The following is a 22,084-nucleotide window of genomic DNA, read 5'->3' on the forward strand; positions in this document are numbered from 1 at the left end:
CTCTCCCCCCACCCCCCCCTCTTCCGATCTCGCCTGGGAAGAGCCGCTCATGCCGGCTTCCCGCGCAGCTCCCTGGTGGCCGCGCGGTGGGCCTCGCCGACGCGGGCCAGCATGTCGAGCAGCAGCGGCGCCTGCTCCCGGGTGTAGTGCGCGCCGAGCGTCGCCAGGTGCCGCCTGGACGACTCGCAGGCGGCCTCGTAGTCGTCGAGCCCGCCCTCGACCAACTGCACGGTGACCATCCGGCGGTCGCGTTCGCCGCGCACCCGCCGCACGTAGCCCGCCTTCTCCAGCCGGTCGATCAGCCGGGTCGTCGAGGCGGACGGCAGCCCGAGCTCCTCGGAGAGCGCGCCCGCGGTCATGGGCCCGCGCGTCTCCAGCAGGATGGCGGCGGCGACGTCGACCGGCTGCAGGCCGAGCCGGTCGGCCACGGCCTCGTTGTGCAGCAGGACCGCGACCAGGAACTCGCGGAAGATCGCGTCCTCGGGTTGCTTGTGGGGCACTTTCCCAACCTACTCCACCCCGGAGTACCTTCGAATCGAAGATACTCCGAGTTGGAGAAGATATGGACATCCTTGTCATGGGAGCCGGCGTCGGGGGCCTCGCCGTCGCCCGGGTGCTGCTCGCCGCCGGGCACCGGGTGCGCGTGTACGAGCGGGCCGCGGAGTGGCGTACTGGCGGCGCGGCCTTGATGATCTTCAGCAACGGCGCCGCCGTGCTGCACGACCTCGGCGTGAGCCTCGACGACGTGGGCGGGCGCGTCGACCGGATCGACGCGATGACCGCCGGCGGCCGGCTGCGCGTCAGCATGGACATCGCCCACGCCGCCGCCCACCACGGCTTCGAGACCAGGGCCGTCTCCCGCCGCGACCTCATGGAACTCCTCGCCGACGGCCTGCCCGGCGACCTCGTCCAGTACGGCAAGGCCTGCCAGGACGTCACCCAGGACCACGACCGGGTCACCGCGACCTTCGCCGACGGATCGACGGCCACGGGCGACCTGCTCATCGGCGCCGACGGCCACCACTCGGCCGTGCGGCACCGGCTGTGGGGCGACGCCGGCGTCCGACCGGCCACCTTCGGCACCTGGCAGGGTCTCAGCCCGATCGACATCGAGCTCACCCGTACGCACCGCCACCTCATGATCACTGGACGGGAGGGCGCGTGCGGCCTCATCCCCGCGGGCAAGGGCATGCTGCAGTGGTGGTTCGACGTGCCGTGGTCGCCCGGCGACCGGCGGCCCGCCGCGCCGCTGGCCGAGCTGCGGCGCCGGTTCGGCCACTGGGCGTCACCGGTGCCCGAGGTGCTCGCCGCCGCCACCGAAGCCGATCTCACCTTCTTCGGCCACCACTGGCGCAAGGTCGGCCCGGTGTGGGGGAAGGGCCGCGTCACCCTGCTCGGCGACGCGGCCCACATCATGCCGCCCACCCTGGGCCAGGGCGCCAACCAGACCCTGGAGGACGTCTGGGTGCTCGGGCGCGAGCTGGCCCGGGACGGCGACCCGGCGGTACGGTTGCGCGCCTACGAGAAGGCCCGGTACCCGCACATCTCCCTGGTTTCCCGGATGGCCAAGCGCAACCCGGCCAACTGGCGCATCCCACCGCTTCTCGGCAGGCTGATCCCGGAGACGTCCCAGACCGCCATGCTCGCCCGCTACAGCAACCGCCTCACCGCGCGATCCCGCTGAGGTGCAACCTTCCGCCCGGCGGACCGCGGTGGGAACGGGCGAGAGGAGAGCATCTTGGATCGTCACGAAGGCTTCCGTGAAAGCTCGGCAGGAAGGGCAACCCCGAGGCGTACACCCGCAAGGCGCTCGTCAACCAGTACATCTCCTGGACGCGCCGCGCGCGCCCGGAGTTACCCAGCGCCCACCCGCCCGAAGCGGGCGTCTCCCACGACGAGGCAACGCTGGACCGCATCATGCTCCGCCGGGCGCTGGCCCAGCTGACCCGCAAGCAGCGGGCCGTGATCGTGCCGCGCTTCCGGGAGCACCTGACCGAGGCGGCGGTCACGGCGCTGGCGGTGACGACGGCGGGCGCGGTGGCGGTCTGGCCGCACCCCGCCGGCATCGTCGCGACACAGGGGCAGGACATGCCGGACCTGCGGGGCAAGGTCGGCGCGATCCGCTACGCGTACCAGACGCCGTGCGAGGTCGACGAGATGACGCGGCGCTCCGACCGCAGTGCCGTGGAGTGGCGGGTGGTCACCCAGAAGGGGACGTACCGGCTGCCGCAGGCGCTCACCTCTTCCAAGAAGGACCCGCGGGTGCCGGTCGCGATCAGCCGGGACGGGCGGAGGCTCGCCTACTACAGCCGCGACGCCGGGGCGCACGTGATCAGGGACATGGCCGGAGGCGAAGAGGTGGTCTCCCCCGTCAAGGAGGCGGAGGAGCGGATCGGCGCCGGATCCATGCTGGTGATCTCCGACGACGGCCGCTACCTGGCGTTCGACCCGCGCGAGGGCAGCAAGGACCCCGGCCTGCTCATCGACGTGCGCACCGGGACACGGTCGATCCCCGGCGTGTACGAAGTGGTCGGCATCAAGGACGGCGCCGCCTCGCTCGTCCGCTACCGCAAGACCGACCTGTGGGTGACGCCGGTGACCGGAGGCGGCAAGCCGGTGCGGTTCGACGGCGTGTTCATCATGTTCAGCGAGCTCGCCCCGGACGGCCGCACGGTCGTCGCCGTCGAGTTCGACGAACTCGAGCCGGGCAGGCTCACCCTGCTCGACGCCAGGACCGGGCGGACCCTGCGCAAGGTCTCGATGCGTGGCCTGCCGCCGGGCGACCAGATCGACGGGACCGGCATCTGGCTGAGCCGGGACGAGGTCACGGTGATCGCGGGCAGCCGGGAGCTCGTCGCGTACGCCCTCGATGTCACCACGGGGCGCACGCGGCGCCTGGCCTCGTACGGAAACGAGCGCAGGTCCCTGACCCTGCCCGGGGTCAACCGGGCATTCAGATAGCCGGGCGGGGCGGCGCGCGCCCCGCCCGTCCGCTACCTCACCGGCCGGTACGTGAGGTGGGTGACGAGCGCGGTGCGGGAGGGCTCGCCGAGCGGTTCGAGGTCGATGTCCGCCAGGCCGTCGAACAGCCGCTCGCCGCGGCCCAGGAGCACCGGCGCGACGTGCAGGCGCAGCTCGTCGATCAGCCCCGCCGCCAGGTACTGGTTCACCGTCATGCCGCCGCCGGCGATGGCGACGTCACGGTCGCCCGCCGCCTCGCGCGCCAGGCGCAGGGCCTCCTCGGGACCGCCGGTCACGAAAGTGAACGTGGTGCCGCCCTTCATCGGCAGCGGCTCGCGCTCGTGGTGGGTCAGCACGAAGACCGGCGCGTGGTACGGGGGCTCCTCGCCCCACCAGCCGCTCCACTCCAGGTCCCAGGCGCCGCGGCCGGGGCCGAACATGTTGCGGCCCATGATGAAGGCGCCGGCGGCGGTGATGGCCTCGATCTCCGCCTTGTGGAGCTCCGGCTCGTCGACCATCCACCGGGTCAGCCGCCCGTTCTCTCCCTCGCCGAACGGATTGTCCAGGCTCTGGTTCGGCCCGGCCACGAAGCCGTCGAGGGACATCGCCATGTCGCAGGTGACTCTGCTCATCTCATCGCCTTTCGGTTCCAGGCGCTCCTTCTCGCGCCTGTCACCGGGTGGTCGGAGCCGCCCGGCGGTTCTCTACATCCGGCGGGGGAGCATGTTCCCCCGTGCGGGGGAGGCCGGGGCCGGGAGGCCCGCCGATCCTGGAAACACCGCACTCGAACTCCAGGGAGCTACCCATGACCGTGCGCCAGGCGCGCTGGCCCGCATACACGACGGCGGTGCTGTTCCTCGGCTACGCCGCGGGCAAGGCCGTCTACGCCGCGCAGGGCAAGCTGGGTTTCCCCGGCGGCCCGGTGGTTCCGGCGGCCGACTACGAGCGCTACGCCCGCGAGATGATGGACGTGGCGGCCGCGCAGTGGATGGCGGCCGCCAACGGCCTGCTCGGCGCGGCCCTGGTCCTGCTGACGGTGACCGGGGCGGGCCGCCGGGTGCCGCGCGCGCTGATGCTCCTCGTGCTGGCCGTCGCGCTGGCGGGCGTCGGCGCCGGAGCCGTGATCATGGTGGCGGACGGGTTCGTCGGCATCGGGATCGGCTGGCAGTGGCACCACGGCGTGATCGGGATCGCCGCGCTGGGGCTCCTGGCCGCGACGACCCGCTCCTACGCGCGCGCGACCCGGCCGGGGCATGCCGAGCTGACCGGCCGGTCGTGATCAGACGGGTTTCGCCACGTCGGACGGCAGGAGCTGTTCGGTGAGCAGGCGGCGGACGTTGGCGTGATCGGCCAGCTCCCCGTCCGTCCGCCCTTCGGCGCCGGCGATCAGGTCGCCGGGCGGCCGGACCGGCTCCGCCTGCGCCCGCTCGCTCCACTCGGCCGGCCCCCGGTAGACGAGCCCGGCACCGTTCAGGTGCCGGTTGAGACGGAGAGCGAGCATCGCGTTTTCCTGCTGCCATTCCTGTTCGTCCATGCCCGCCACGCTAGTTGCACCGAACGCGCCCGGGCCGAAGGTGCATCTAGGTCTACCCCTGTCGTATTTCTAGCCGGATTCCCCGAGGGTGATCGCGTCCGTAGCGTCGGGGCCACGAGAACTTCATCGGAGAACGGGGTGCTTCCTGTGTTGCAGACGTCCGAACCGGCCAGGCCGGCGACCGCGGCCAGGGCCCTGGCCCCTGACCTGGCACGCGGTTTCATGCTGCTGGCCATCGCGTTCGCGCACGCGCCGCTGTTCGTGGTGGCCGTCGACCGGGGCTCCGCCGCGGCCAACGCGGTCTCCGAGTTCTTCCACGTGCTGTTCGTCAACAACCACGCGCGGCCGATGTTCGCCTTCCTGTTCGGCTACTCGCTGGTCCAGCTCCTGAACAGCCGGACGAGGCGTGGCGCCGACTGGGTGACGGTCCGCAAGCTGCTGCGCCGCCGGGGGTGGTGGCTGATCGCGATCGGGTTCGCGCACGTGGCGCTGCTGGTCCCGATCGACATCCTGGCGCCGTACGGGCTGGCGGCCGTGGTGCTGACCGGGATGCTCCGGCGTGGGGACAAGGCGCTGCTGTGGACGGCGGGGACGCTCATGGTGCCCGCCACGGCCGTGGTCGGGTTCGCCATGTGGGTGGCGCTGATGCAGGGGCTCTCCACCTTCTCCCTCGGCACCATCGCCGCCGGGGCGCGGGGCTTCGGCGAGCTGTTCGTCACCAGGATGGTCGGCTGGCCGTTCGGCCTGGTCCTCGGCACCGTCATGGTGCTGCCCGCGGTGCTCTTCGGGGTGTGGGCGGCCCGGCGGCGCATCCTGGAGGAGCCGGAGCGGCACCGGGGGTTCCTGGTCCGCTTCACGGTGATCGCCACGGTCGTCTCCGTCGCCGGTTCCGTCCCCGCCGCGCTCATCCAGACCGGGCTGTGGACCGGGGCGTCCGGCCCGGCCGTGGTGGCGGCCTCGGTCGCGCAGCCGCTCACGGGATACTTCGGCGGCATCGCCATGGCCTGCGCCGTCGGCCTGATCGCCCCGCTGGCCGCCCGGGGCCGCGGCCCCCTGATCACCGCCGTCGAAGCGCTCGGCCGCCGCTCGATGAGCCTGTACCTGTTCCAGTCGATCGCGTTCCTCGTGGTGTTCTTCCCCTTCGGGCTCGGCCTGCAGGACGACCTCGGCATCGCCGGCGCCACCGGCGTGGCCGTGGCCACCTGGCTCGTCTCACTGCTGATCGCCGACCTGATGCGCCGCGCCGGCCACCGCGGCCCCGCCGAGATCCTGCTGCGCCGCCTGGCCTACCGCCGCACCTGACGCCCTGCGAGTACGACGAGAGCCTTCCGGAGGGTGATGGCTTCATCACTTAAGGTGATGGTCATGGATGCGGAGACGGACCGGCTGATCGGCGTGGCGACGAGGATGTTCGCCGAGGTGGGATACGACTGGACGTCGATGCGGATGATCGCCGAGGCGGCGGGGACCGACGTGGACCGGCTGGTCGAGGCGGTGGGCGAGAAGCCGGAGCTCTACCACGAGGTGATGGTCCGCGCCGTCAACGCCGAGCGGGCGGCCATGGAGCCGGCGCTCAGGTCCTTCGTCCCCGGGGTCCAGGGTGCGCTCGACCTGGTCGACGCCTATCTCGACTACAACGTCGCGCACCCCGGGCATCTGTCGCTGTGGCTGCACCGCTGGACGGGCGACGCCGCCGACACACCCGACCTGGAGGGCATGTTCTCGCGCCCGCTCGCCTTGGAGGTGGCGGAGACCATCCGGGACCTGACGCCGGACGACGTGGACGGCGGCCACCTCGTCTGGACCGTGGTGTGGTGCGTCTACGGGTTCCTGTCGGGCGGCATGCGTCACGTGTCGCCCGACTGGCCGCAGAAGCGCGGCGAGCCGGTCCAGCCGGACGTGGTGGAGTCCTTCCGCGCCTACCTGCACACGCTGATCCGCCGCATGATCGCGCCCGCCGGGTGACGGGTCAGCCGATCGCGCCCTGGTCGCGCAGCGCCGCGAGGCGCGCCGCCGAGTAGCCGAGCTCCTCCCGCAGCACCTCGCCGGTGTGCTGGCCGACGGACGGCGCCGGGCGCGGCGGGCCCTGCTCGCCGTCCACGACCACCGGCGAGCCCGCCGAGAGGTGCGGGCCGACGCCGGGCTGGTCGAGCATCCCCAGGACGGGGTTGCCGGCCAGCAGCGCGCCGGGGTCCGTGGCCAGCTCCTCGAACGTCCGGTACGGCGCGTACAGCAGCCGCCTGGCCGACAGCGCCGCGTCCACCTCGGCGAACGGCCGCCCCGCGAACCACGGCTCCAGCAGCCCGCCGATGACCGCGCGGTGCGCGTACCGGTCGGAGTCGCGGCGGAAGTCGGCGCCGAGCGCCCGCTCCACCGCCTCGACCGCGGCGGTCAGTCCCGTCAGGGCGAGCAGGTCGGACCAGTGGCGCGAGGTGAGCACCACGAGCATGACGCGCCGGCCGTCGGCGGTGCGGAAGTCGCGCCCGTAGCCGCCGTAGAAGTGGTTGCCGTCCTTCGTCCGCGGCTCGCCGCCGAGTTGGGCGTCGGCGAGGTAGCCGAGGTTGGCGACCATGGACAGCGCCACGTCGCGCAGCGCGACCGTGATGCGCCGCCCCTCGCCGGTCAGCAGCCGGTGCCGCTCGGCGGCCAGCAGCCCGGTCGCCAGGTAGAGCCCGGCCGCGATGTCCCAGGCCGGCAGCACGTGGTTGACCGGCCCCGCCTCCCCGGCCGGCCCGGTCACCGCGGGCAGCCCGGTCTCGGCGTTGACCGTGTAGTCGACCGCGGTGCCGCCGTCGCGCCTGCCGGTGAGCAGCGCGTGGATCAGGTCCTTGCGGCGCTCGCGGAGCTTCTCGTACGAGAGCCCCGGCAGATCGGCGTTGGCCACCACGACGCCGCGCCGCTCGACCAGGTCGGCGATGACCGCACGGCCCTCGTCGGAGCGGAAGTCGACCTCGACGGCCCGCTTGCCCTTGTTGAGCCCGGTCCAGTAGAGGCTGGTGCCGGACGGGCCGAGCGGCCACCGGGAGCGGTCGGCCTGGCCGCCGATCGGCTCCACCCGGACCACGTCGGCGCCGAGCTGCGCCAGCGTCATCCCGCACAGCGGCGTGGCCACGTATCCGGACAGCTCGACGACGCGCAGGCCTTCCAGCGGGGCGGACATTCCGGCCGGGGTCACGCGCGTGCCCCGCGCATCAGCTCGCGCCCGACGATCAGCTTCTGGATCTCGCTGGTCCCCTCGTACAGGCGCAGCAGGCGCACGTCGCGGTAGATGCGCTCGACCGGCACGCCGCGCATGTAGCCGCTGCCGCCGTGCACCTGGACGGCCAGGTCGGCGACCCGGCCCGCCGACTCGGTGCAGAACAGCTTGGTGGCGGACGGCGCGAGCCTGCGGTCCTCGCCGGTCAGCCAGAGCCGGGCGGCCTCGGCGGCCATCGCCCGGCCGGCCATGCACAGGGACTTCTGCTCGGCGAGCATCGCCTGCACGAGCTGGTAGTCGCCGACCGGCCGGCCGCCCTGCCGGTTGTGCGCGGCGAACGCCACCGACTCGTCGAGCGCCCGCTCCATCAGGCCGACGGCCATCGCCGACATGTGCAGCCGGCCGCGCGCCAGCACGGTCATGGCCGCCCGGAAGCCGGCGTCGACCTCGCCGCTGACCAGCGCGTCCGCGCCGACCCTGACCTCGGTGAACGTGACGTCGGAGGTCCAGGCGCCCTCCTGGCCCATCTTCGAGTCCTTGGGCCCCACCGCCACCCCGGGAGCGTCGGCCGGCACCAGGAACACCGCGATGCCGCTGCCCGCCGCGTCCGCGGGGCGGACCCGGGCGAACACCACGAACAACCCGGCGATCGGGGCGTTGGTGATGAACCGCTTGCCGCCGTCGATCACCCAGCCGTCGCCGTCGGGCGCCGCCGTGGTCTTCAGCCCCGACGGGTCGGAGCCCGCCTCCGGCTCCGTCAGCGCGAACGCCGCGGTGACCTCGCCGGAGGCCAGCGACGGGAGCCAGCGGCCCTTCTGCTCCTCGGTGCCGAACCCGACCAGGACCTGGCCGGCGATGCCGTTGTTGGTGCCGAACATCGACCGGAACGCGAGACTGGTGTAACCGAACTCGAAGCCGAGCCGGACGTCCTGGGTGATGTCGAGCCCCAGCCCGCCGTACTCGGCGGGGATGGCGTAGCCGAACAGGCCCATGTCGGCCGCCTGGCGGCGGAGGTCGTCGGGGATCGCGTCGGAGTCGGCGATCTCCTGCTCCCTCGGCACGACCCGGTTGCGGACGAACTGGCGTACCTGCTTGAGGATCTCTTCGAACTCGTCGGCTGCGACCATGCTCCTGACCTATCGAATAATGTTCTGCCGTGTCAACGGTTGCGGTAGTCGCCGGGCCGCTTCTCGCGGAACGCGCTCATGGCCTCCGCGTAGTCGTCGGTCGCCTGCACGATCGCCATGTGGGAGGAGATCAGGTCAAGGCTGGTGCGCAGGTCGGTGCGCATCGACTGGTGGACCGCCCGCTTGATCATCGAGATCGCGATCGGCGGCTTGGCCGCGATGCCCCTGGCGAACTCCATCGTCTCCGCCATGAGCGTCTCGTCGTCGTAGACCCGGTTGACGATGCCCAGCCGCAGCGCCTCGTCGGCGTCGACGAAGTCGCCCGTCATCAGCAGCTCCATCGCCTTGGCCGGGCCGACCAGCCGAGGCAGGAAGTACGCGCCGCCGTCGCCGGGGACCAGGCCGATGCGGATGTAGCCCTCGGAGAACCGGGCCGACCGGGCGGCGAACCGCATGTCGCACATGAGCGCCATGTCCATCCCGGCGCCGACCGCGACCCCGTTGACCGCGGCGATCAGCGGCTTGTCCAGGTCCTCGACCGCCCGCGCGACCTTGTGGACCCGGTCGGTCAGCATGCGCTTGCGCTCGATCGGCGTCGCCTCGATCTCGTCGAGCGCCTTCAGGTCGACGCCGCTGCAGAAGCCCTCGCCGGTGCCGGTCAGCACGACCACCCGGACGCCCTCGTCGTCCTGCGCCTCGCGCAGCGCCCGCGCCCACGCGTCGATCATCGGCCAGGTGAACGCGCCCAGGGAGCGCGGGCGGTTCAGCCGGATCACCGCCACCCCGCCGTCGACCTCGTAAACCAGCTCGTCCTCGGCCTCGGCCACCGGACACTCCTCTCATTCCGGACAACCCGCCGAGCTTCTCACAGCGGCCACCCCCGGCTCGCGCCAGGTCCGCCGCGTCCTCTACCGTCTGCCTCATGCCGACCTTCAGTCCCGTGGCCGCTCCCACCGTGCTCGACCTGCTGACACTGGAGAAGCTCGAAGAGGACCTCTACCGGGGCACGACCGTCTTCGAGGAACCGTTCCCGCTGTACGGGGGACAGGTGGCCGCGCAGGCGCTGGCCGCGGCGGGCGACACGGTGGAGCCCGACCGGTTGCCGCACTCGCTTCACGGCTACTACCTGCGCAGCGGCGACGCGGCCCGGCCGACCGTGTTCCGCGTCTACCGTGACAGGGACGGCCGGTCGTACTCCGCCCGGCGGGTGGTCGCCATCCAGAACGGCAAGGTCATCTTCAACATGTCGGCGTCCTTCCACGTCCCCGAGGCCGGCGCGGACGTGCAGATCCACCCCGCGCCCGACGCGCCGGACCCGGACGGGCTCGAACCCGTGCGCCTGCCCCGGTTGTTCTCCATGGACAGCCGGCTGCCGCCGCAGCCGTACGAGGCGGCCGAATGGCCCACCCGGTTCTGGGCCCGCTGCACCCAGGACCTGCCCGGTGGTCAGCTCCTGCACGCGTGCGTGCTCACGTACCTCTCCGACATCTCCAGCGGGGTGACCGGCGTCCCGCACGGGGAGGGCGCGCGTTCGGGCTCCAGCCTGGACCACGCGGTCTGGTTCCACCGGCCGGCCCGCATGGACGAGTGGGTGCTGATGGACCTGGTGCCGCACACCGTGTCGGCCGGGCGCGGCTGGTACACCGGCACCATCCACACCCGCGACGGCCGGCTCGCCGCCAGCATCACCCAGGAGACGCTCTTCAGGAAGCCGCGCTGACCAACTCGACGTCGAAGCGCACCTTGACGTCGTCGTCCAGCTTGAGCGCGCCGAAGAACGCCGAGTACGGCTTGACGCCCCAGTGGCTCTGCGTGACCGTCGCGCCGCCCCGCACCCGCTCGCCGTCGAACCGGCAGTCGAGGGTGAGCGGCCGCGTCTGGCCCGCCATCGTCAGCTCGCCCTCCACCCGGAACGACTCCCGCGTCCCGGTGACCTGCCGCGACCGGAACGCGATCGCCGGGAACCGGCCGGTGTGGAGCACCTTCTCCTGGATGTTGCGCGCGATGTCGCGCCGGTCGGAGTCGGTGAGCGGCTTCACCCCGCCCGCCCCCGACACCACCCGCAGCGACCCGGCCTCCACCTCGACGCTCACCCGGCTCGCGCCCGGGTCGTCGAGGTCGACCACGGCCTCGCCGCGCCATCGGTCCGCCTCGATCGTCAGGTCATGACCGGCCTTGGCGCCCAGACCGGTACGCCTCGTCTCGACCAGCAACTGCCCCGTCTCCGGACCCAGCGTGTATGAATCCCCCATACCCCGCACGCTACCCACCGTTGCGACGACAAGACCGACGCCTTCCGTAGGGTCGTGGCATGAGTGTCGTGATCGAGGCCGTGCGTGAGGCGAGTGACGAGGTCGTGGCGGCGTTCGGGCGGCTGCTGCCCCAGCTCTCCGCCGGGGCGGCGATCGACCGGGAAGCGGTGGAGCGGGTGGTCGGCTCCGAGGGGAACACGGTGCTGGCCGCGCGGGCCGGGGGTGTCGTCGTGGGCCTGCTCACGCTGGTGATCTACCCGCTCGCCTCCGGGGTGCGGGCGCGGATCGAGGATGTCGTGGTGGACGGGGCGGCGCGCGGTCAGGGGGTGGGGGCGGCGCTCACCGGGCGGGCGCTGGAGCTGGCCAGGGAACGGGGGGCGCGCACGGTCGACCTGACGTCCCGGCCGGAGCGGGAGGCGGCGAACCGGCTGTACGAGCGGGCGGGGTTCCGGCGGCGGGATACGGCGTCGTACCGGGTCGTTCTCTGAACGGGGCTGGAACGGCTGGGTCGCATGATCGGAAAGCTTGGGTCGCTGTGGTGAAATTTCAGCAGAATACGGGATATGTCGTTTTCAGCGGGCGACGATCCGCCATCCCGGGACGACCACGCTCTCGATCCCGCAAGGGAGGAGCGGGGCGGGAGGTTCAGGAAGGTGCTGCGGCGGGCCGGTGGGAGGTATGCGCCCGCTGACTTCGGGGTTCCCCCGTACGCGCCGGACGGGCCCGCGCCGCGGTTGTACGCGCCGGAGCGCGAGACCGACAGGAGGCGGCGGGGTGCGCTGGCGGTCGGCCTGGCCGTCACCGCGGCCGTGCTCGCCGTCGGCGGGGCGGTGGTCGCGGCGATCACGTACCAGCTGCACGCGATCCCGGCGCCGCCCGCCGATCCCCCCACGCTGACGCCGCACCACACGACGGCGGCCCCGGTGGACACGCGGCTGAGCCACGAGGAGTTCGGCGACCGTGACCTGGGCCGAAAGCTCACGGCCGCCAAGGTGGGCGGCTGGGACCACCCCACCTGCGACCCCGTCGACGGCAGGGGCCGTGTGCTGGGCAGGAACCACTGCGACCACGCCGCCCAGATCGCCTACTCCGCCCGGGACGGGAAGCTCCGCGCGGTCCAGCTCCTGCTGGCCTTCCCCACCGAGCACCGCGCCCGGGCCGCCGCCGTCAGCCTGTCCAAGCGGACGTCGGACGCGATCCGCTGGCGGCGGGGCGGCACGCATGCCAGGTACGCGTACGGCAAGGCCGGTGTGGCGGGCGCCGGCCCGTACGTGGTGGTCACCGTGGTCACCGCGACCGGCCGGGCCGGCGAGCAGGCGCCGGCGTTCCACCGCGTGCTCCACTCGGACACCGTGCACCGTTTCGCGGCTCTGAACAGATCCTGAAGGTCGAGGCTCTAGCGTGCTCACCGTGAGCCGGAAATCAGCGATCACGAGCGTCCTGGCCCCCTCCTGGCGATCACGCTCGCCGCCTGCGGCGCGACCGGAGGTACGGATCGGCGGCGAGGTCGTCCCCGAGGTGACGATCCCGGGCGTGGACCTCCCCGCCCAGCGGATCCCCGCCCAGTGCACCGAGATCAAGCCCGCGCCCGGCGGCTGCCTGGGGGCCGCGTCGATCCCGCCGGTGTCGATCCCCGCCGTCGAGATCCCGCCCGTCGAGATCCCCGGCCTGGACGCGGGCGGCATCAAGCTCGACCCAGTGCGCGCCGAGGGCGAGAGCGCGCCCGCGCAGCACGCCGGGGGCGTCTCGACGCCGGAGGTGTGCCAGGCCGAGCCGAAGGACGGGGGCGTCGCCCTGTCCGTGGTCAGGCCTCCCCTCGTGCGGGCGCCGCTGGTCCGGCCGCGTCTGATGCGCGGCAACCTGATCAGGCCGTACGCCTGCAACGACCGGAACGAGTGCGTCCCGGCCGTCGAGGTGCCCGCGCTGGAGGTGCCCGCCGTCGAGGTGCGGGCCGTCGAGATCCCCGCCGCCGAGATCAGGGCGTACGAGGTCGGCTCCTAGATCGTCAGTGCTGGTGGAGCTTTACCGATTTCTGGTGTCAGCCCCTCTGTGATGGTCCGGTGACCGGGTAGCCGCTGGTAAGGACAAAGGGGGAAATCATGAGACATGACGACTTCGTTGGCCAAGTACAGGCCCGAGCCCGTCTGGGCGACCGGGCACACGCCGAGCGGGCCATCCGGGCGTCGCTGGAGACGCTCGGCGAACGGCTGCCGGAGAGCCTGGCCGACAAGCTCGCAGCCCAGCTGCCACACGAGATCGGCGAGAACCTGCGCCGCACCGAGGTCTACGGCGGCCTCGGCACCGGGGAGCACTTCGGCCGCGAGGAGTTCATCCGCAGGGTGGGCGCCAGGGCCGGGGTCGACGATCGAAGAGCGGTGTTCCTCGCCCGGGTGGTGTTCGAGGTCACCGACGAGGCCACCCAGGGCCGCATCATGACCAAGGTCCGCGAGAGCCTCACCGAGGAGCTGCGCGAGCTGGCCACCGCGGGCAGCCAGGGACACCTCTGACAGGTCCGTGTTCCCGGCGCCGGTCAGGGTAGCTGCCCCGGGCATCCCCCTGACCGAGCGTCGTGGAAAGGACCGCCGACATGTCCGATCGCATCGCAGATCCGTGGGGGAGGCGCACCCCCTACGGCCCGCCCTCGGCGGCCGAACGGGTGGCGGCGTCGCTGCCCGGACCGGTGCGCCGGGTGCTGCCCCGGGAGATCGGACAGCGCGCCACCTGGCCCGTACGGGTGGACATGTTCCTGGAGGAGGGCGTCGCCGAGGCCGACGTGGACCGCTGGGTCCGGGCGGCCTCGATCCTGCACAGCAACGGCGACGCGATGGACATCGCGGTCGCCGGAGGACGGATCGTCGGCGTGCGCGGGCGCGCCGGCGACCGCGTCAACCGGGGCAGGCTCGACCCCAAGGACCTGTACGGCTGGCAGGCGAACAACAGCCCCGACCGGCTCACCCGGCCGCTGGTCAGGCAGGACGGCCAGCTGGTCGAGACCGGTTGGGACGACGCGATGGGCCATGCGCAACTGGGACAACCCGCACATCGACGAGCTGGCCCGGCTGTGGAACGTCGACTCGTCCGTCATCCCGCACTGGGCGCCGCCGACGCACGCCATGCAGATCTTCCGCTACGCCGAGCAGGGCTCGATCAAGCTGCTGTGGATCTCGGCCACGAACCCCGCCGTCTCCCTGCCTGACCTGGCGCGCATCCGCCGCATCCTGGCCCAGGAGAACCTGTTCGTCGTCGTCCAGGACATCTTCATGACCGAGACGGCGATGCTGGCCGACGTGGTGCTGCCCGCCGCCACCTGGGGGGAGAAGACCGGCACGTTCACCTGCGCCGACCGTACGGTGCACCTGTCGGGCGAGGGCGACCTGGTGCGGGCGGAGTCGCCGCGCGGCGCGCTGGAGGCCAGGGCGCGGGTGTGCGGCACCCGTAAGGGCACGGTGTTCGTGCCGTTCCACTACGGCTACTGGGACCGGGACGAGTCAGGGCCGGGCGACGGGGCGGCGCGCGCCGCGAACGAGCTGACGATGACGAGCTGGGACCCGGTGTCCAAGCAGCCGATCTTCAAGGTGGCCGCGGTCCGGCTGAGCAAGGTGGCCGCGGCGGAGGGTGCGGTGTCGGCCGCGCCCACCGTCGGCAATCGGCCGGCCGACCCGCGCGTCCCGGTCACCGCCGGCCACAAGGACGAGCCGGACGTGTTCCACGTGTGCGAGCGGCTGGCCGCCCAGTGCGACGCGCACGCCGGCCGGCTGCGGCCGTTCGCCGAGCGCTACTCGGAGGAGTCGCCGGACGAGCCGGAGCGGCTGCACTCCACCCTGTTCTCCGGCTCCCGCACCGGCGGGCTCGGGCTGCTGCGCGACCTGCACGACCTCTACCTGATGGCGGCCGAGTGCGACATCTCGTGGACGCTCATCGGCCAGGCCGCGCAGGGCGCCAGGGACCGGGAGCTGCTGGGCGTGGTCTCCGTGTGCGAGAGCGAGACCGCCGCCCAGATGCTGTGGCTGCGCACCCGGATGAAGCAGGCCGCGCCGCTTGACCCCCGGCCCGCCGATCAGGCCGGGCGGGTGAACTCGCGCCGCTCGGCCGTCCACCCGGCCGCCTGCTCGCTCAGCGTGAGGCCGAGCCCCGGCCGGTCGGGCACGAGCATGCGCCCGTCACGGATCTCCAGCCGCTCCTCGAACAGCGGCTCCAGCCACTCGAAGTGCTCCACCCAGGGCTCCTGCCCGTACGCGGCAGCGAGGTGCAGGTGGATCTCCATGGCGAAGTGCGGGGCGAGCTGCACCCGGTGGTGCTCGGCGAGCGCGGCCAGGCGCAGGAACGGGGTGACGCCGCCGATCCGCGGCGCGTCCGGCTGCAGGATGTCGGCGCCGCCCGCGCGCAGCAGCTCGGCGTGCTCGGCGACGCTGGTCAGCATCTCGCCGGTGGCGACGGGCGTGTCGAGCGCGGCGGCCAGCGCGGCGTGCCCGGCGTGGTCGTGCGCGTCGAGCGGCTCCTCGATCCACACCAGGCCGAACTCCTCCAGCGCCCGCCCCATCCGGGCCGCCGCCGGCCGGTCCCACTGCTGGTTGGCGTCGACCATCAGCGGCACCTCCTCGCCCAGCAGCTCGCGCGCCGCCCGCACCCTGGCCAGGTCGGCCCGCCCGTCGGGCTGGCCCACCTTGATCTTGATGCCGCCGATGCCGCGCTCCAGCGCCGCGGCGGCGTTCTCCAGCACCCGCTCGATCGGGGCGTGCAGGAAGCCGCCCGAGGTGTTGTAGCAGCGCACCGAGTCGCGGTGCGCGCCCAGCAGCTTGGCCAGCGGCAGCCCGGCCCGCCTGGCCTTCAGGTCCCACAGCGCGATGTCGAAAGCGGCGACGGCCTGGATGGACAGCCCGCCGCGGCCCACGGACGCGCCGGCCCACACCAGCTTCTCCCACAGCCTGGGGATGTCGTTGGCGTCCTCGCCGATCAGCTCGGGGGCGATCTCGCAGGCGTGCGCGTACTGGCCGGGGCCGCCCGCCCGCTTGGAGTAGCAGAACCCGATCCCCTCCAGGCCGCCCTCGGTGGTGATCTCGGCGAACAGGAAGGCGACCTCGGTCATCGGCCGCTGCCGCCCGGTGAGCACCTTGGCGTCGCTGACCGGTGTGTCGAGCGGCAGGTAGACGGACGACAGGCGGACCCGGGCGATGCGGTCGAGGGGATTCATGAGGGGATCATACGAATCCGGTTGTCATGGCGCGGGGATGACAGGTGTCATGCCCGGCCGGTGACTGAGCGGACTGGCCCCGGCGGCCCATGATCGACCAGGCTCGTGCGTGACGTTGACGCCGAGTCCGGAGGTAGCAGATGTCGATCATGACACGCGTGCTCGCGGGGGTGAGCGCGCTGCTCGTGGCCGGGGCGGTCGCCGTTCCCGCCCAGGCGGCCGTGCCCGGCGGGGGCGAGCTGCGGGAGTCGCTGGACGCCGTCCACGAAGCAGGCATGTACGGGGTCTACTCCGCGGTACGCGACGGGCGCGACACCTGGAAGGGCGCCTCCGGCGTGGCCGACGTGCGCACCCGGCGGCCGGTGAAGCCCGACATGGTGCACCGGGTGGGCAGCATCACCAAGACGTTCACCTCGGTCGCGGTGCTCCAGCAGGTCGAGCGCGGCACGGTAGAGCTGGACGCGCCGGTGAGCCGCTACCTGCCGGACCTGGTCCCCGGCGACCGGATCACGGTGCGCATGCTGCTCAACCACACCAGCCACATCGCCGACTACATCCCCGGCGCCTTCCCCTCGCTGCTGGAGGGCTCCACGGCCAGCCTGGACGAGCACCGCTTCCGCCGCATCGAGCCCGAGGAGCTGGCGCGTCTCGGTCTCCAGGCCGCGCCGACGGGGCAGCCGGGGGCGACGCCCGGCTCGTACTCCAACACCAACTACATCCTCGCCGGACTGCTGCTGGAGAAGGTCACCGGCACGGACGCCGAGGCGTACATCACCCGCCACGTGATCCGCGAGGCCGGGCTGCGGCACACGTCGTTCCCGCGCACGCCGCGCATCCCCGGGCCGAGCTCCGGCGCGTACGAGTCCATGTACGGGCTGATCGACCCGCCGCGTGACTACGGCGTCTACGACATGTCGTGGGCGGGGACGGCCGGGGCCGTCGTGTCGACCATGGACGACCTCAACCGCTTCTACCGCGCGCTGCTCCAGGGCGAGCTGGTCGGCGCCGCCCAGCTCGCCGAGATGCGGCGGACCGTGCCCGTGTCCGCCGGGGGCGGCATCATCGAGTACGGTCTCGGCCTCTACGCGCTCGACCTGCCCTGCGGCCGCTTCTGGGGCCACGACGGCGGCGTCTTCGGCATGATCACCCAGTCGCTGTCGAGCCCCGACGGCAGCCGCCAGATCTCCGTGGGCCTGAACCGCGCCAAGTACCAGACCGTCGACGAGAACGGCCAGATCGTCCCCCACCCGATCGACGCCGCCTTCGTCGGCCACCTCCTGCTCGCGCTCTGCGGGCCGGGCCAGGCCAGGACGCTGTCGACGCCCGTCACCCCGTTCCCGGCGGACCGGCTCCAGCTCAGCCGATGAGCCGCGCCACCAGCCGGGGCACCGCCTCGCCGATCGGGTCCCTGATCACCTCGTCGGCCAGGTCGTCGTACGGGGTCGGCCCGGCGTTCACGATGACCAGCCGCGCCCCGTTGCGCTCGGCCAGCGCGGCGAGCGACGCGGCGGGCATCACCTGCAGCGACGTCCCGACGGCGACGAACACCTCGGCCCGCTCGGCGGCCTCGGCCGCCTCGGCGATCACGTCCTGAGACAGGTTCTCGCCGAACATGACCGTGGTCGTCTTCAGGATCCCGCCGCACTCCCGGCAGGCGGGATCCTGCTCGCCGTCGTCGATCCGGTCCAGCGCCTCGTCCAGCGTCGAGCGGTCGCCGCATCCGACGCACACCACCCCGAACATGTTGCCGTGCAGCTCCAGCACCCGGTCAGGGCTGGACCCCGCCCTCTGGTGCAGGCCGTCGACGTTCTGCGTGATCAGCCGATCGAGCCGCCCGGCCCGCTCCAGCTCCACCAGCGCCCGGTGCGCGGCGTTGGGCTCGGCCGTGCGCGCCGGGCTGCCCCGGCGGAACGCCCAGGACCGGCGCCGGATCTCGGGATCGGCGAGGTAGTAGCCGATGGTGACGAGCTTCTCGTGGTCGGGGTCCTGGCGCCACAGCCCGCTGGGACCGCGGTAGTCGGGGATCCCGGACCCGGTCGAGATGCCGGCCCCGGTCATGACGGAGATCATCACCCCATGGTAGGGACAACCGGTAGTCCGGCATCAGCTGTGCCTGTTAACGGCCCCGAATAGGGACTATGTAAGAAATGAACTGCTTTCATGTCTATGTCCGATAAGTCTTACGTGTAGGGCTTCTGTGCCATGGGCATGACCATCACGCTCAATGCGACTCATTTCACCATCAGTCCGATTCGGGGGAACGGCTCGATGTATATAAACGGAATTCGCGCCATCGTCGGAGGCGCCGTTCTCTCGGCCGCCGCGCTCGCGGTCGGAGCGCCGGCGGCCGGCGCGGGGGCGAGCGTACCGTGCTCCGGGCGCGCACTGGTGAAGGCGATCGACAACGCCGCGTCGGGCGCGACGCTCTATCTGACGCCCGGCTGCAGATACGTCCTGAACGACTTGACCGGCCCGCTTCCGGCCATCGACGCGCCCCTCACCATCCGCGGGGGCAACAGCACGATCCAGCGGGACCCGGCGGCCGATGCGTTCCGCCTGTTCACCGTCAACAGCGACTTCAACCTCGACCGGGTCAAGCTCCTCGGCGGTGACGCGAGGACCTCCCCAGGGGGATTCGGCGGAGCCGTCGCCGTCAACAGTGGGACCACGAACCTCAACAGAGTGTTCATCCGGAACAACACCGCCACCTTTTCCGGTGGTCTCGGCGGCGTCGCCGGAGCCGTCGTCAACGTGTCGAACAGCAATATTCAGAACAACACCGCGACCAGGAACGGCGGCGGTGCGGCCAATGACGGGAGAATGACGTTCATCGACACCGTCGTCAACAACAACCGCGCCGGGGAGAAAGGCGGAGGAATAGCCAGCGACGGAATCCTGGTGGTGACCGGAAGCGTCGTCAACGACAATACGGCCGGCACCGTCGGAGGGGGCGTGGCGAACATCGGTCCCGGCACCGCGTCCATCATCCGCAGCATCGTCAACGGCAACACGGCGAACAACGCCCCGGGAGGCATCGACAACGAGGGCGCCCCCGGCGCCGTGACGCTGACGCGGTCGATCGTGCGGGGCAACACCCCCACCAACTGCGCGCCCACGTTCGTCCAGGGGTGCGTCCACTAGGCTGAGCGAGTCCCCCCGATCATCCCGGCTTGACCTTGACGTAGCGTCAAGGTCTCTAATGAGGGCATGCGGATCGGCGAGCTCGCCGCGCTGGTCGGGGTGTCCACCCGGACCGTGCGGCACTACCACCAACTCGGGTTGCTGCCCGAGCCGGCGCGGACGGCCGGCGGCTACCGGGACTACCGGTTGCGCGACGCCGTGCTGCTCGCCCGCGTCCGCCGGCTGGCGGAGCTGGGGCTGTCGCTGGACGAGATCCGCGACGTGCTCGCCGACGACCGGGGCAGGGACCTGCGAGAGGTGCTCCTGGAGCTGGACTCCGACCTGGCCAGGCAGCAGGAGCTCATCGCGGCGCGGCGGGTCCGGCTGGCGGCTCTGCTGGAGGAGGGGGAGCTGCGGGCCGACTCGGCGGTCTCCCCGGACATGGCGGCGGTGCTGCGCGACCTGGACACGGAGGGGTCGACGTTCGCCGAGATGGACCGCGAGATGCTCACGCTCATGGACACCGTCGCCGACCCCGGGATGCGCGACGAGATCGTCGAGCTGATGCGGCCGCTCGCCGAGCCGGGCATGCGCGAGCGCGCGCACGAGCTCTACCGGCGCCTCGACGGGCTGGCCGACGCCGAGCCGGGCGATCCGCGCGTCCGCGAGCTGGCCGCCGACCTGGCCGCGCACATGCCGGACGAGCTGGTGCGCGGGGTGATCGAACACCTGCCGCCGGCGGGCGGGCCGTGGCTCGACGCCATGCTCGAAGAGCTGACACCCGCGCAGGGCGAGGTGTTCCGGTTGATGGTCGACATGCTGAAGGAGCAGGCGTGAGGGTGCTGCGCAGGATCGCCGGGTTCGACGCCAAGGGCATGGCCAGCCTCGCGCTGTGGGTCGCCCGACGCAGGGACGGCGTGCCGCCCGGCGCGCTGGCGGTGTCCTACTCCAGGGCCCAGTCCGCGACGATGATCCTCCTCCTGGTCATGATGGCCGTCGAGGTCGTGGTGGTGGAGGTGGTGCTGCGCGCCTTCGACGTGCCGGCCTGGATCCGCGTGCCGATCCTGGTCGCCGACCTGTACGGGCTGCTCGTCGGGTTCGCGGTGGTGGCCGCCTGCGTCACCCGGCCGCACGTCGTCACCGGCCGCGAGCTGCGGATCAGGTACGGCGCCTTCTTCGACCTGCGCATCCCGCGCGAGCTCGTCGCCTCGGTGCGCACGGTGCGCTCCTACAACGAGGCCGGCCTGGTCAGGGTCGAGGACGAGCGGCTGACCGTGGCGGTGGCGTCGCAGGTGAACGTGGTGGTCGAGCTGTCGGAGCCGGTCACCGCGGTCCGCCCGCTGGGCGCCGAGGCGGAGGTCACCACGGTGCGCTTCTTCGCCGACGAGCCGGCCACGCTGGTGGCGGCGCTGCGCCCGGCCCAGGAGAAGGCGGTCTAGCCCGCGCCGATGGCGTGGTCGATGAAATCGAGGAGCACGGCGGTCTGCTGGTCCAGGTCGACGCCGGGGTCCATCGCCCATGACTCCAGCACGCCGTCGACGCAGCGCACGATGATGTTGGCGACGCCGCGCGGGTCGAAGGACCGCAGCTCGCCGTCGCGCTGGCCCTGGGCGAGGATCTCGGCGATCCCGTCGACCTCCTCGGCGAGTTCGTCCGAGTAGGCGTACGAGCCGTCCTCGCCGCGGTGGTTGGCCATGATCTCGCTCATCGCGAGGAACTCGACGCGATGGGCCTGGAAGAACTCCAGCTGCGACCCGATCCACGCGCGCACCCGCCCGGCGGCCGTCTTCTCGGCCGCGATCCGGGGCTCCATGTGCTGCCAGCCCCGGTCGAAGAGCCGGGTCACCACCAGGCGGAGGATCTCGTCCTTGCTGCCGAAGTGGTAGCTGATCACGCTCTTGCTGATGCCGGCCTTCTCGGCGATCCGCGCGAACGAGGTGTGGGCGTAGCCCACCTCGGCCACCACTTCGGCGGCGGCCTCGACGATCTGGGCCCGCCGGGCCTGCTCGATGAAGGACGGCCGCTTCCGTCCCGGCGGCTCGTGGCCCTCCGGCCCGCTCATCCCGACACGTCCGCCGCGTGGGCGAACAGCAGCCCGAGCCAGACCCAGCCCACGACGATCGTGGCGCGCTGCACGAGCCCGGCCTTCGGGTGGTCGGTCTCCCACGCGTGACCGAAGGCCAGGAAGCCGGCGGTCCCGGCCGCCGCCGTGAGGGCCGAGTACCACTTCCACCCGGTCTCGGGCAGGACGAACGCCGCGATCAGCGCGGCGGCGGGCAGCGCGAAGAAGACCAGCGCCCCGGCGTAGTCGTGCAGCTTGTGCGCCTTCGACACCTCCGTGGGCGTCTCCTCGGACGTTCCCGGCGGGTAGCCCCGCATGGGGTCCATCGGGAAGACGCCCGAGGCGACGAGCGAGAGCCCGAACACCCCGATCACGACGGCGAGCGGCACGCTGCCGAGCGCGCCCGCGACGGCGACCGCGCCCGCCGTGATCGCCGCGCCGCACACGATGAAGTTGGCCCCTTGCACCCATCCGCGCGGCCCGAGGGCCAGCGCGCTCACCGCGTGCCGGACCGGCCGGTATCCCGGCCGGGTCCAGCCGTCCAGCACGAACGTGACGACGAACAGCCACGAGCCCAGCGTGCCCAGCCACAGGACCGTCGTGGTCATGAGCCCAGTCCGTCCGTCTTGATTTCAGGTCGC

Annotated in this window: 26 protein-coding genes and 1 pseudogene; 16 read left to right on the top strand and 11 right to left on the bottom strand. The window is 72.3% G+C overall.

Going from position 1 to position 22,084, the window contains the following annotated elements:
- Positions 1 to 47: 47 nt before the first annotated feature.
- A complete protein-coding gene (locus KME79_RS19000) occupies positions 48 to 500 on the bottom strand; it encodes a MarR family winged helix-turn-helix transcriptional regulator (protein ID WP_219545575.1) in 453 nt (150 codons plus the stop codon).
- A gap of 62 nt (positions 501 to 562) precedes the next feature.
- Between KME79_RS19000 and KME79_RS19005 the strand changes: the two genes are divergently transcribed.
- Positions 563 to 1,684: an FAD-dependent oxidoreductase gene (locus tag KME79_RS19005; RefSeq protein ID WP_148034061.1), complete on the top strand. Its 1,122-nt coding sequence runs from the start codon at positions 563 to 565 to the stop codon at positions 1,682 to 1,684.
- Positions 1,685 to 1,917: 233 nt separating this feature from the next.
- Positions 1,918 to 2,961, top strand: a complete 1,044-nt coding sequence (locus tag KME79_RS19010) for a WD40 repeat domain-containing protein (RefSeq protein ID WP_219545576.1) — start codon at positions 1,918 to 1,920, stop codon at positions 2,959 to 2,961.
- Positions 2,962 to 2,993: 32 nt separating this feature from the next.
- Here the strand turns inward: KME79_RS19010 and KME79_RS19015 are convergent, their stop codons facing one another.
- Positions 2,994 to 3,593 carry a dihydrofolate reductase family protein gene (locus KME79_RS19015; RefSeq protein ID WP_219545577.1) on the bottom strand — a complete coding sequence of 200 codons (600 nt, stop codon included), beginning with the start codon at positions 3,591 to 3,593 and terminating at the stop codon, positions 2,994 to 2,996.
- Positions 3,594 to 3,766: 173 nt separating this feature from the next.
- Between KME79_RS19015 and KME79_RS19020 the strand changes: the two genes are divergently transcribed.
- Entirely contained in the window at positions 3,767 to 4,240 is a 474-nt protein-coding gene (locus KME79_RS19020) for a hypothetical protein (protein WP_219545578.1), read from the top strand.
- On the opposite strand, the gene KME79_RS19025 is transcribed toward KME79_RS19020, so the two are convergent.
- On the bottom strand, positions 4,241 to 4,495 hold the full coding sequence (locus tag KME79_RS19025; protein WP_219545579.1) for a hypothetical protein: 255 nt from the start codon (positions 4,493 to 4,495) through the stop codon (positions 4,241 to 4,243).
- 147 nt (positions 4,496 to 4,642) lie between these two features.
- Here KME79_RS19025 and KME79_RS19030 point away from each other — a divergent pair, with 147 nt between their 5' ends.
- Positions 4,643 to 5,797: a DUF418 domain-containing protein gene (locus KME79_RS19030; RefSeq protein ID WP_308248973.1), complete on the top strand. Its 1,155-nt coding sequence runs from the start codon at positions 4,643 to 4,645 to the stop codon at positions 5,795 to 5,797.
- 63 nt (positions 5,798 to 5,860) lie between these two features.
- Positions 5,861 to 6,460, top strand: a complete 600-nt coding sequence (locus KME79_RS19035; protein WP_219545580.1) for a TetR/AcrR family transcriptional regulator — start codon at positions 5,861 to 5,863, stop codon at positions 6,458 to 6,460.
- Between the two features lie 4 nt (positions 6,461 to 6,464).
- Here KME79_RS19035 and KME79_RS19040 read toward each other — a convergent pair whose 3' ends face one another.
- Genes KME79_RS19040 through KME79_RS19050 form a run of 3 tightly spaced genes read right to left on the bottom strand, consistent with a single transcriptional unit; the run spans position 6,465 to position 9,645 of the window.
- Positions 6,465 to 7,670 (bottom strand): CoA transferase, encoded by a 1,206-nt coding sequence (locus KME79_RS19040; RefSeq protein WP_308248974.1) that lies wholly within the window; start codon positions 7,668 to 7,670, stop codon positions 6,465 to 6,467.
- Positions 7,667 to 8,818 (bottom strand): acyl-CoA dehydrogenase family protein, encoded by a 1,152-nt coding sequence (locus tag KME79_RS19045; RefSeq protein ID WP_219545581.1) that lies wholly within the window; start codon positions 8,816 to 8,818, stop codon positions 7,667 to 7,669. The genes KME79_RS19040 and KME79_RS19045 overlap by 4 nt, the downstream gene beginning before the upstream one ends.
- A 32-nt stretch (positions 8,819 to 8,850) precedes the next feature.
- A complete protein-coding gene (locus tag KME79_RS19050; protein WP_219545582.1) occupies positions 8,851 to 9,645 on the bottom strand; it encodes an enoyl-CoA hydratase/isomerase family protein in 795 nt (264 codons plus the stop codon).
- Positions 9,646 to 9,740: 95 nt separating this feature from the next.
- On the opposite strand from KME79_RS19050, the gene KME79_RS19055 reads away from it, so the two are divergent.
- On the top strand, positions 9,741 to 10,538 hold the full coding sequence (locus KME79_RS19055; protein ID WP_219545583.1) for an acyl-CoA thioesterase: 798 nt from the start codon (positions 9,741 to 9,743) through the stop codon (positions 10,536 to 10,538).
- On the opposite strand, the gene KME79_RS19060 is transcribed toward KME79_RS19055, so the two are convergent.
- Complete coding sequence (locus KME79_RS19060) at positions 10,522 to 11,070, bottom strand: YceI family protein (RefSeq protein WP_219545584.1); 549 nt, start codon at positions 11,068 to 11,070, stop codon at positions 10,522 to 10,524. The two genes, KME79_RS19055 and KME79_RS19060, sit on opposite strands and share 17 nt — an antisense overlap.
- A 59-nt stretch (positions 11,071 to 11,129) precedes the next feature.
- Between KME79_RS19060 and KME79_RS19065 the strand changes: the two genes are divergently transcribed.
- From KME79_RS19065 to KME79_RS44960, 6 genes and pseudogenes are all read left to right on the top strand, one after another.
- Positions 11,130 to 11,558, top strand: coding sequence for a GNAT family N-acetyltransferase (locus KME79_RS19065; RefSeq protein ID WP_219545585.1), 429 nt, complete (start codon positions 11,130 to 11,132; stop codon positions 11,556 to 11,558).
- A gap of 75 nt (positions 11,559 to 11,633) precedes the next feature.
- Entirely contained in the window at positions 11,634 to 12,455 is an 822-nt protein-coding gene (locus KME79_RS19070) for a hypothetical protein (RefSeq protein ID WP_219545586.1), read from the top strand.
- Positions 12,456 to 12,480: 25 nt separating this feature from the next.
- The gene (locus KME79_RS19075) at positions 12,481 to 13,071 is read left to right on the top strand and encodes a hypothetical protein (protein ID WP_219545587.1); all 591 of its coding nucleotides are present in this window, start codon (positions 12,481 to 12,483) and stop codon (positions 13,069 to 13,071) included.
- A 98-nt stretch (positions 13,072 to 13,169) separates the two neighbouring features.
- A complete protein-coding gene (locus tag KME79_RS19080; protein ID WP_148034047.1) occupies positions 13,170 to 13,577 on the top strand; it encodes a DUF2267 domain-containing protein in 408 nt (135 codons plus the stop codon).
- Positions 13,578 to 13,657: 80 nt separating this feature from the next.
- Positions 13,658 to 14,266: a hypothetical protein gene (locus KME79_RS44955; RefSeq protein ID WP_246640086.1), complete on the top strand. Its 609-nt coding sequence runs from the start codon at positions 13,658 to 13,660 to the stop codon at positions 14,264 to 14,266.
- Positions 14,184 to 14,591, top strand: a pseudogene (locus tag KME79_RS44960) (molybdopterin-dependent oxidoreductase); the annotation flags it as partial. The gene KME79_RS44955 and the pseudogene KME79_RS44960, both read left to right, overlap by 83 nt.
- A gap of 536 nt (positions 14,592 to 15,127) precedes the next feature.
- On the opposite strand, the gene KME79_RS19090 reads toward KME79_RS44960, so the two are convergent.
- On the bottom strand, positions 15,128 to 16,261 hold the full coding sequence (locus KME79_RS19090) for an L-talarate/galactarate dehydratase (protein ID WP_219545588.1): 1,134 nt from the start codon (positions 16,259 to 16,261) through the stop codon (positions 15,128 to 15,130).
- A 149-nt stretch (positions 16,262 to 16,410) separates the two neighbouring features.
- Here KME79_RS19090 and KME79_RS19095 point away from each other — a divergent pair, with 149 nt between their 5' ends.
- Positions 16,411 to 17,628, top strand: a complete 1,218-nt coding sequence (locus KME79_RS19095; RefSeq protein WP_246640087.1) for a serine hydrolase domain-containing protein — start codon at positions 16,411 to 16,413, stop codon at positions 17,626 to 17,628.
- Here the strand turns inward: KME79_RS19095 and KME79_RS19100 are convergent.
- Positions 17,618 to 18,331: an SIR2 family NAD-dependent protein deacylase gene (locus tag KME79_RS19100; protein ID WP_219545590.1), complete on the bottom strand. Its 714-nt coding sequence runs from the start codon at positions 18,329 to 18,331 to the stop codon at positions 17,618 to 17,620. The genes KME79_RS19095 and KME79_RS19100 overlap by 11 nt on opposite strands.
- A gap of 138 nt (positions 18,332 to 18,469) precedes the next feature.
- Between KME79_RS19100 and KME79_RS19105 the strand changes: the two genes are divergently transcribed.
- The 3 genes from KME79_RS19105 to KME79_RS19115 all read left to right on the top strand — a co-directional run bounded on the left by KME79_RS19105 (position 18,470) and on the right by KME79_RS19115 (position 20,820).
- The gene (locus KME79_RS19105; RefSeq protein WP_219545591.1) at positions 18,470 to 19,402 is read left to right on the top strand and encodes a hypothetical protein; all 933 of its coding nucleotides are present in this window, start codon (positions 18,470 to 18,472) and stop codon (positions 19,400 to 19,402) included.
- 66 nt (positions 19,403 to 19,468) lie between these two features.
- Complete coding sequence (locus tag KME79_RS19110) at positions 19,469 to 20,218, top strand: MerR family transcriptional regulator (protein WP_148034040.1); 750 nt, start codon at positions 19,469 to 19,471, stop codon at positions 20,216 to 20,218.
- Positions 20,215 to 20,820, top strand: a complete 606-nt coding sequence (locus KME79_RS19115) for a hypothetical protein (protein WP_219545592.1) — start codon at positions 20,215 to 20,217, stop codon at positions 20,818 to 20,820. Before KME79_RS19110 ends, KME79_RS19115 begins: the two co-directional genes overlap by 4 nt.
- Here KME79_RS19115 and KME79_RS19120 read toward each other — a convergent pair.
- Together KME79_RS19120 and KME79_RS19125 are read right to left on the bottom strand one after the other, a co-directional pair.
- On the bottom strand, positions 20,817 to 21,443 hold the full coding sequence (locus KME79_RS19120) for a TetR/AcrR family transcriptional regulator (RefSeq protein ID WP_219545593.1): 627 nt from the start codon (positions 21,441 to 21,443) through the stop codon (positions 20,817 to 20,819). The genes KME79_RS19115 and KME79_RS19120 overlap by 4 nt on opposite strands.
- Complete coding sequence (locus tag KME79_RS19125; protein ID WP_219545594.1) at positions 21,440 to 22,051, bottom strand: DUF998 domain-containing protein; 612 nt, start codon at positions 22,049 to 22,051, stop codon at positions 21,440 to 21,442. The genes KME79_RS19120 and KME79_RS19125 overlap by 4 nt, the downstream gene beginning before the upstream one ends.
- Positions 22,052 to 22,084 lie beyond the last annotated feature (33 nt).

The sequence above is a fragment of the Nonomuraea harbinensis genome (genome assembly GCF_019396385.1).
Classification (GTDB): Bacteria; Actinomycetota; Actinomycetes; order Streptosporangiales; family Streptosporangiaceae; genus Nonomuraea; species Nonomuraea ferruginea.